An 8,669-nucleotide genomic window follows, 5' to 3' on the forward strand; every position below is an offset into this window, starting at 1 on the left:
ATAAGATCTCGTGCCAAGCTGGTCTCCATCGCAGATGCCAGCTTGAATCATGCCCTACGCACGAGCGGAATCCCTTTTGTCAACACGACCTAGGCTCGACCTGCCGTAGCGGAAGGTGCGGCGGGGGACTTTCAGAAGGAAAGAGTATTTTCATGCTGCAGGAATTTCGCGATTTCATCGCCAAGGGCAATGTCATGGACATGGCCGTGGGTATCATCGTCGGCGCGGCCTTTACCGCCATCGTGACCTCGCTGGTCAACGATCTCATCAATCCGGTCATCGGGCTTTTCGTCGGCGGCATCGACTTTTCGGGTCTCGCCTTCCGCATCGGGGAGGGCGAGAATGCCGGGGTCTTCGCCTATGGCAATTTCCTCACCACGCTGATCAATTTCCTGATCATCGCCTGGGTGGTGTTCCTGCTGGTCAAGGGCGTGAACCGGATCAAGGACGCCGCCAGCCGCAAGGAGCGGCCGGTGCCCGGCGCGCCCGCGGGCCCGACCCAGGAACAGCTTCTGACCGAGATCCGGGACCTTCTGAAGGCGCGCTGAGCGCGGCCTTCCGCTCAGGCCTTCAACGCCAGGTGCGGCGACAGAACGTCGATGCCCTGCGCCAAGCCGACAGCGTAGCAGGTCAGATGGCCCGCATGCACGTTGAGCCCGGCCCGCAGATGCGGGTCGTCGGCGCAGGCTTGGCGCCAGCCCTTGTCGGCCAGCGCCAGCAGGAACGGCATGGTGGCGTTCCCAAGCGCCAAGGTCGCGCTGCGCGGCACCGCGCCCGGCATGTTGGCCACGCAATAATGCTGGATGCCGTCGACCGAAAAGACCGGGTCCTCATGGGTGGTCGGGTGCGAGGTCTCGAAGCAGCCGCCCTGGTCGATGGCCACATCGACCAGCACAGCGCCGGGCTTCATCCGCGCCAGATCGGCGCGCCGCACCAGCTTGGGGGCGGTCGCCCCGGGTATCAGCACGGCGCCGACAACCATGTCGGCCCGCTCGAGCAACTCGGCCAGCGTGCCCTCGGACGAATAGCGGGTCGAGAAGGCCGCGCCGAACGTTTCGTCAAGCTGGCGCAGCCGGAGCAGCGAGCGGTCCAGAACGGTGACATGGGCGCCCATGCCGGCCGCGATCCGGGCAGCATGGGTTCCGACCACCCCGCCGCCGATCACCAGCACCTCGGCCGGGCCGACGCCGGGCACGCCCCCCATCAGCACGCCGCGCCCGCCATTGGCTTTTTGCAGCGCCCAGGCCCCCAACTGCGGCGCCAGCCGCCCCGCGACTTCGGACATCGGCGCCAGCAGCGGCAGCCCGCCGCGGTCGTCGGTTACGGTCTCGTAGGCGATGGCGGTCACGCCGCTGTCGATCAACTCGCAGGTCTGGTCCGGGTCGGGGGCCAGATTCAGATAGGTGAACAGCACCTGTCCCTCGCGCAGGCGCCGCCGTTCCTGGGCCAGCGGCTCCTTGACCTTCACCACCAGTTCGGCCTCGGCAAAGATCTCGTCGGCCGAGGCGGCGATCCTGGCGCCCGCCGCGATGTAGGCGTCGTCGTCAAAGCCCGCGCCCAACCCGGCGCCGGTCTCGACCAGCACGGCATGGCCGTGGGCGACGGCCTCGCGGGCGGCATTTGGCGTCAGGCCGACGCGGAATTCCTGGGGCTTGATCTCTCTGGGGCATCCGATCTGCATTGGGGTCTCCTTCTCCTGGCGGCAGAATGCCGCAGATCGGGCCGAAGATGGTGGATTTTCTCGGGGGGGAGCTCTGGGCCTCGGCCGAAGATCCATGCATGATGCCGCCAGACTGTCGAAGGATCATGCGGGAAATGACGCTGGACGAAACCGATCTTCGCCTTTTGCGGGTGTTGCAGAAACAGGGGCGCATCTCGAACGCGGATCTGAGCGAACGGGTGAACCTGTCGGCCTCGGCCTGCCACCGGCGGGTCCAGCGGCTGGAAGAGGCGGGGTTCATCCGCGACTATGTCGCGCTTCTCGATGCCCGCAAGATGGGCCGCCAGACCACGGTCTTTGTCGAGATCACGCTGTCGGGCCAGGCTGACGAAACGCTTGCCGCCTTCGAGAAGGCAGTGGCGCGGGTGCCGGACGTTCTGGAATGCCATCTGATGGCGGGCAGCGCCGACTATCTTCTGAAAGTGGTGGCCGAGGACAGCGAGGATTTCGCCCGCATCCACCGGCAATATCTGACCCGGCTGCCGGGGGTGGCGCGGATGCAATCCTCCTTTGCGCTGCGAACGGTGTTCAAGACCACCGCGCTGCCGCTATAGGGCAGGGGCAACACCGGAGGGAGCGAGATGATCCAGGAGACGGACAAGCGCGCAGCGATCGTGGCGGCCTGCCGCAGCATGAATGCGGTCGGTCTGAACCAGGGCTCGTCGGGCAATATCAGCGTCCGGCACGGGGCGGGGATCCTGATCACGCCAAGCTCGATTGCCTATGACGTGCTGGCGCCGGAAGACATCGTCTTCATGGAGATGGACGGCACCGCTCATGGCGCGCGCAAGCCTTCGTCCGAATGGCGCTTCCATCTCGACATCCTGCGGGCCCGGCCCGATCTGAACGCGGTGGTTCACGCCCATGCGCCCTATTGCACGATGCTGGCGATCCTGCACAGGCCGATCCCGGCAGTGCATTACATGGTGGCCGCGGCCGGCGGCGGCGATATTCGTTGCGCCCCCTACGAAACCTTCGGGACCCAGGCGCTGTCGGACAGGGTGCTGGAGGCACTGGAGGGGCGCAAGGCCTGCCTGATGGCGCATCACGGCATGATCGCGGCCGAAGTCAGCCTCGAGAAAGCGATGTGGCTGGCCGTCGAGGTCGAGACCCTGGCCCGGCAGTATCATGGCGCGCTGACCCTCGGCGAGCCGCCGCTCTTGACCGAGGCCCAGCTGGCCGAGGCTGTGGCCCAGTTTTCCCAAGGCTACGGACAAGCCGAGCGCGGCTGAGGCAGGTAGCCCCCGGTTCTTCTGCGGCGGCATTCGTCTCGGGGCAGTTCATGCGGCGCGTCCGACCTGATCCGCGCGCTGGTCGGGGCCAAGATTGAAGTCGGCCACGATCCGAGCCAGAGCCTGAGCGCTGGCTGCCAGGTCGTTCGAGGCGTCGCGGGTGCTGTCGACGACATGGCCATTACGTTCGGTCAGGGCGCGCAGGCTGGTCATCGATTCGTTGACTTCCTGCAATTCGCGGGTTTGGCCATCGGCCTGGGCGCTGACCTGCGCCAGCGTCTCGTAAACCCGAGTCACTTGCGAGACGATTTCGTCGAGCGATTCGCCCGCCTCACCGACCAGACGCACCCCGCCTGAGACCTCTTCCACGCTTTCGCCGATCAGTTTCTTGATCTGCATGGCCGACTCGGCCGATTTGCGGGCCAGTTCGCGAACCTCGGTGGCAACAACGGCAAAGCCCTTGCCGCTTTCCCCGGCGCGGGCGGCCTCGACCCCGGCATTCAGCGCCAGCAGATTGGTCTGGAAGGCGATGTCTTCGATGATCGCGGTGATCTGCGCGATCTTGCTGGACGATTCGGAGATCCGTTCCATGGCGAAAACGGCATCGCGGACAATCTCGCCCGAAAGGTCGGCGCGCTGCTTGGCGTCGCCCGCCAGCGAGCGGGCGTCGTGGATCGAGCCATTGGTGTCCTTCAGTCCGCTGGCCAGGCGGTCGACAGAGGCGGCCGTTCCCTGGATCGTGCTGCTCTGGCTGGCGGTCTGCTGTGCCAGGTCGCCGGCGGTGCGCAGCATGTCCTCGGACCGTCCCTCGAGATCGCTGACCGTCGAGGCGATGGTCGACAGAACCTCGCGCAGTCGAACCACGGTCGCGTTGAAATCGGTCCGGATCGTGTCGTAGTCGCCGTGCAGCGGATCATCGAAATGCCGCGACAGGTCGGAGCGGGACAGCGCCTTGAGCCCTTCGGTCACCAGATCCACGACTTGCTGATGACGCTCGTTCAGGGTGGCCTCGTCCTCTTCCTTCTGGCGCATCGCGGCCCGCGTCAGCTGCTTGAAGCGGTAGATGGCATTGGCCATCTGGCCGATTTCGCCCTTCTTCTCGATGAAGGGTACCCAGGCCTCGAAATTGCCTTCCATGAACTGATGCATGATCCCTGTCAGCTTGCGCAGCCTGCGCGTGATGCCGTCGGCGATGGCAGCGGCGATCAGGACGCCCAACAACACGCCGATTCCGGTTGCAATCGACCCCACCACCATGGCCCGTTCGGCCTGTGCGCGGTTGCGTTCGGCCAGAAGGCCGATTTCCTCGCCCAGATCGGATTCGACGGTTCGCAGGCGGTCGATCCAGGCGGTGGAGGCGGCGAACCATTGCGGAGCGGTCAGATCGCCGCGCGCGCCGCCATAGGGCAGGGCCGCAATCGTTTCGCGCATCGGGGCAATCGTCCGGGCGGGTTTGCTGGCCTCGATCGTCGAGACGAAATCCGGCCGCCCGAGCACCGTCTGTGCCCGCGCCAGCAGCGCGCTTTGACGTGCCCCCAGCGCCAGGAAACGGAGGTGAACCTCGTCGGGAAAGGTCTCGGTCCCAAGCCCGGTCGCGCCCATTGCGCGTTCCAGCCCGGCGCTTTCCTTGGCAAGCGCCACCAGTTCCTGCGCCTCCATCAGGATCGCCGTGGAACTTGCGACCTTGCCGTCGCGGATTCGGGTGGCCGCTGTCAGGAGCGACTCGACGATGCCGGTGTAATAGCCCGCCAGTTGCGGCACCGTCAGGTCCAGCGCGTCGATCTTGCCGCGCTGGGTCTGCAGCGCCTGCAGGGCGCGCAGCGCGCTGTCAGTGGCCTCGGGCGCCATCGTCCTGACCACCGACAGCTTGTCCCGGAAAACCGACAGGGCGGTATCGGTCTCGGTCCGCTGTGTGCGAAGCTCCGCAGAGAAGTTCCGCCCCTTGGAGGCGGTAAACCCGGCCGATAGACCCCTTTCCTTTTGCAGTTCGTGGACCAGATCGCCGATCCGGTCGGTTTCTTCGGCCACGGTCGCCATGTCGCCCCCGAACCGGGCGGCGGAACTGAAGCCTCGCAGGTCGTTGCCGGCCAGCACGAGGATCAGCAGCACAAGCGGCACAAGGGCGAGGAGAAGGATGAATCTCAGGGACATGCGGTATGTTCCATGCAGGTCGGTCAAACCCCCAAGCTAAACGCCTTTCCCTAAGGGAAATCTAATCCCGCAAGACCCGCCCTTCGCGCCCCGTCCACGGTTCGAAGCGGGCCAATTCCGTCGAGCCGAACCGGTGCAGGTCCGGTTGTTGCAAGGCCGGTTGGGCGCGTGTTCCGACGCGTAGATACTGACTAAATCGGCTGACAGCCGGGCCTTCCCTTTCCCCGGGCAGACTTACCATAAGGTCGCGGCCGTGAATCGAGGCTCTGGAAGGCCCGGTCTTGGGGGCTGTGCAGGAGAAATCTCTACCTCTCCACATCCTGCTGGAAGCAAGACGATCGCCACCGACGAGATCCTGACCGCAAAGATGGCCCGGTGTGTCGGAACAGGGGCTGGACGTCTCCTCAGGGGGGGGGCGGTTACGCCGCGGCCAAGTCGGACCGCAGCGGGTTGAAGGACGCTTGATCGGGCGTTCTGCCGTCAAGCGGTGAATGGGGTCGGCGGCCGTTCTGGAAGCCAATATATCGGCCAATCCAGGCTTGTGCCTCGGACAGGATGGCATCGGGGCCCGCAGATCAGCTTTCGCGGTCCGGGTCGAAGCGCAGAAGCCATAATGCGTTCAACGTTACCAGAACGGTGGCCCCGGTGTCTGCGAGGATCGCCAGCCACAACCCGGTGATCCCCAGAACCGACGTCACCAGGAAAACCGCCTTGAGCCCCAATGCGATTGCAACGTTGTGGCGGATGTTGCGCATCGTCGCCCGCGCCAACCGGATCAGCGCCGGGACGTCGACCACCCGGTCTCGCAGGATAGCCGCATCGGCGGTTTCCAGCGCCACGTCGGTCCCCGACCCCATTGCCACTCCGACACTGGCCTGCTTAAGCGCCGGGGCGTCGTTGATGCCATCGCCAATCATCATCACACCGCCATCGGCGCCCATCTCGCGGATGACCGACAGCTTGTCCTCGGGCATCATCTCGGCGCGGTAGTCCATTCCCAGCTGCCCGGCGATCGCCTGCGCGGTGCGGGGATTGTCGCCGGTCAGGATTACCGGCGCGATGCCCATCGCCGTCAGTTGCCGCATGGCGTCGGCGGCATCCTCGCGCGGTTCGTCGCGCAAGGCGACCAGCCCAAGCGGCTCGCCCTCGCGGAACACCGCCACCACGGTCTTGCCCTCGGCTTCAAGCGTCCGCGCCTGCTCGCCTTGCCAGGCGCTCAGGCCGCCCGCTTCCAGGGCGTGGCGCGGCGCGCCGACCCAGGCCCTGGCCCCGTCCACCAGAGCCTCGACCCCTTTGCCCACGATCGCGCGGGCGTCGCTTGCGCCAAGCGGCGTGATCCCGGCGTCTTCGGCGGCGCGCAGGATTGCCTGCGCCAGCGGGTGACTTGAACCGGATTCGACCGCAGCGGCGACCGCCAGCAGATCGGTTTCGCTGACCCCCTCGGCGGGACGGATGTCGGTGACGCGCGGGCGGCCGTGGGTCAGCGTGCCGGTCTTGTCGAAGGCGATGCGCTCGACCCGGGCGGCGGCCTCGATCACCGCACCGCCCTTCATCAGCAGCCCCCGGCGCGCGCCCGAGGACAGTGCCGAGGCGATCGAGGCGGGCACCGAAATCACCAGCGCACAGGGGCAGCCGATCAGCAGGAGCGCCAGCCCGCGATAGATCCAGGTGTTCCAGTCCAGTCCGAAGCCGAGCGGAGGCACCAGCACCACCAGCGCCGAAACGGCGACGATCGCGGGCATGTACCAGCGTGAGAAGCGGTCGATGAACCGCTCGGTCGGTGCGCGGGCGTCTTCGGCCTCTTCGACGAGCCGGACGATGCGGGCGATGGTATTGTCCGAGGCCTCCTTGGCGACAACGACGCGCAGGGCGGCCTCGGTGTTGATAGAGCCGGCGAACACCGTATCGCCCGGCCCCCGGGTTACCGGATGGCTTTCGCCCGTCACCGGGCTTTCATCGACCCCGCTGACCCCTTCGACGATCTCGCCATCGGCAGGCACGCGGTCGCCGGGACGCACCAGCACGCGCTGACCGATCATCAGCTGATCGGCGGGACTTTCGCGGGTGCGGCCGTCCTCTTCGATCAGTGCGGTCTTCGGCACCAGATTGGCCAGCGCGCGGATCCCGTCGCGCGCCTTGCCGGTGGCCACCCCCTCCAGCACTTCGCCCACGGCGAACAGGAAAACGACCAGCGCCGCTTCCTCGGCCGCACCGATGAACAGCGCGCCGGTCGCGGCAATCGTCATGAGACTTTCTATGGTGAACGGCTGCCCGAGCCGCAGCGCCTCGAAGGCGCGGCGGGCCACCGGCGCGACCCCGATCACGCAGGCAAGCATGAAGGCCCAGTCGCCGTATTCGGCATTCGTCAGCAGCTCGAAGGCCCAGGCCAGCGCCAGCAGGACCCCGGTGAACAGCACAAGGCGGCCCTTGCCCGTCCTGTACCAGGCCGTGCTGCGATCCGCCGGATCGTCATGGACATGGCCCGGCGCACCATGGCCCGCATTGCGGGCAGACGGCGCGCCGACCGCACTCTCCTGGCCGGAAGGCTGGTGCGCCGAATGGTCATGATCGTGATGGTGCCCCTGGCAGGACGGGCGCGGCCTCGCGGCAGCGGCGTTGCCCCGGTCCGAAGAGGCAGGCGCGATGCCGAAGCCGAGGCGGCGCACGACGGTCTCGATCTGCTCGGGCGCGGTTGCTCCGGGCGCCAGGGTCAGGGACAGTTTCTCGCTCATCAGCGCCACCGACACTTCGCTGACGCCCGGCAATTTCTCGACGGCCTTCGTCACCTTCGCGGTACAGGCGGCGCAATCCATGCCGCTCACCGACCATTGCCGCCTTATGCTATCACTCATCATCCGTCTCCTGCCCGGCGCTGCGCCACGGCCCTTGTTCCTATCGAGTCGAAGGCTTACTTGCTCTAGCAACTGGAGCTTCAAGAGGTTTCTCATGCTGTCGATCGGAAAACTGGGCGCGAGGACCGGGGTGAAGGTGCCCACGATCCGCTATTACGAGCAGATCGGCCTTTTGGCCGAGGCCGATCGGAGCGCAGGAAACCAGCGGCTGTATGACGAAAAGGCGGTTGAACGACTGACCTTCATCCGCCATGCGCGGGAGCTTGGTTTTCCGCTCGATGCAATTCGCGAGCTGTTGAGCCTGTCGGATCAACCCGACATCCCGTGCGGCGCCGCGGATATGATCGCCCGGCGTCAGCTGGACGCCGTTCGGGAACGGATGCTGCGCCTCAAGGCGCTCCAGACAGAGCTGGAACGCATGGTGGCGCAATGTGCGCATGGCACGATTTCCGATTGCCGGGTCATCGAAGTGCTTGGAAATCACGACCTGTGCCTGCATCCCGACCACGGCCATTAAGCCATCCTCGATGTAGGCGTTCCCTCAAGGCTCATATTGCTGAGATACAGGCGTTCTTCCAATCGCCAGGTCGTGTTGACAAAAGGGATTCCGCTCGTGCGCAGGGCATGATTCAAGCTGGCATCTGCGATGGAGACCAGCTTGGCACGAGATCTTATGTCGGACGAGGAATGGGCGTTCTTCGAGGGTTTCATACT

General features: G+C 65.9%; 8 protein-coding genes. 4 read left to right on the forward strand and 4 right to left on the reverse strand.

Going from position 1 to position 8,669, the window contains the following annotated elements; translation table 11 throughout:
- Positions 1-146: 146 nt before the first annotated feature.
- Positions 147-548: a large-conductance mechanosensitive channel protein MscL gene (mscL, locus tag EV657_RS20665; RefSeq protein WP_178390773.1), complete on the forward strand. Its 402-nt coding sequence runs from the start codon at positions 147-149 to the stop codon at positions 546-548.
- A 14-nt stretch (positions 549-562) separates the two neighbouring features.
- Here the strand turns inward: mscL and ald are convergent, their stop codons facing one another.
- The gene (gene ald / locus EV657_RS20670; RefSeq protein ID WP_134079712.1) at positions 563-1,681 is read right to left on the reverse strand and encodes an alanine dehydrogenase; all 1,119 of its coding nucleotides are present in this window, start codon (positions 1,679-1,681) and stop codon (positions 563-565) included.
- Between the two features lie 134 nt (positions 1,682-1,815).
- Here ald and EV657_RS20675 point away from each other — a divergent pair, with 134 nt between their 5' ends.
- Complete coding sequence (locus EV657_RS20675; protein ID WP_075786875.1) at positions 1,816-2,274, forward strand: Lrp/AsnC family transcriptional regulator; 459 nt, start codon at positions 1,816-1,818, stop codon at positions 2,272-2,274.
- A 27-nt stretch (positions 2,275-2,301) separates the two neighbouring features.
- A complete protein-coding gene (locus tag EV657_RS20680; protein WP_113668985.1) occupies positions 2,302-2,952 on the forward strand; it encodes a class II aldolase/adducin family protein in 651 nt (216 codons plus the stop codon).
- 48 nt (positions 2,953-3,000) lie between these two features.
- On the opposite strand, the gene EV657_RS20685 is transcribed toward EV657_RS20680, so the two are convergent.
- Together EV657_RS20685 and EV657_RS20695 are read right to left on the reverse strand one after the other, a co-directional pair.
- Positions 3,001-5,103 carry a methyl-accepting chemotaxis protein gene (locus tag EV657_RS20685; protein ID WP_113668994.1) on the reverse strand — a complete coding sequence of 701 codons (2,103 nt, stop codon included), beginning with the start codon at positions 5,101-5,103 and terminating at the stop codon, positions 3,001-3,003.
- 575 nt (positions 5,104-5,678) lie between these two features.
- Positions 5,679-7,955, reverse strand: coding sequence for a heavy metal translocating P-type ATPase (locus EV657_RS20695; RefSeq protein WP_425057277.1), 2,277 nt, complete (start codon positions 7,953-7,955; stop codon positions 5,679-5,681).
- A 94-nt stretch (positions 7,956-8,049) separates the two neighbouring features.
- Between EV657_RS20695 and EV657_RS20700 the strand changes: the two genes are divergently transcribed.
- The gene (locus EV657_RS20700) at positions 8,050-8,472 is read left to right on the forward strand and encodes a MerR family transcriptional regulator (RefSeq protein ID WP_075786871.1); all 423 of its coding nucleotides are present in this window, start codon (positions 8,050-8,052) and stop codon (positions 8,470-8,472) included.
- Here the strand turns inward: EV657_RS20700 and EV657_RS22000 are convergent.
- Positions 8,469-8,669, reverse strand: a 201-nt coding sequence (locus EV657_RS22000) for a hypothetical protein (protein ID WP_208323336.1), incomplete at its 5' end; no start/stop codon positions are given. The genes EV657_RS20700 and EV657_RS22000 overlap by 4 nt on opposite strands.

The organism is Rhodovulum visakhapatnamense, from assembly GCF_004365965.1.
Lineage (GTDB): Bacteria > Pseudomonadota > Alphaproteobacteria > Rhodobacterales > Rhodobacteraceae > Rhodovulum > Rhodovulum visakhapatnamense.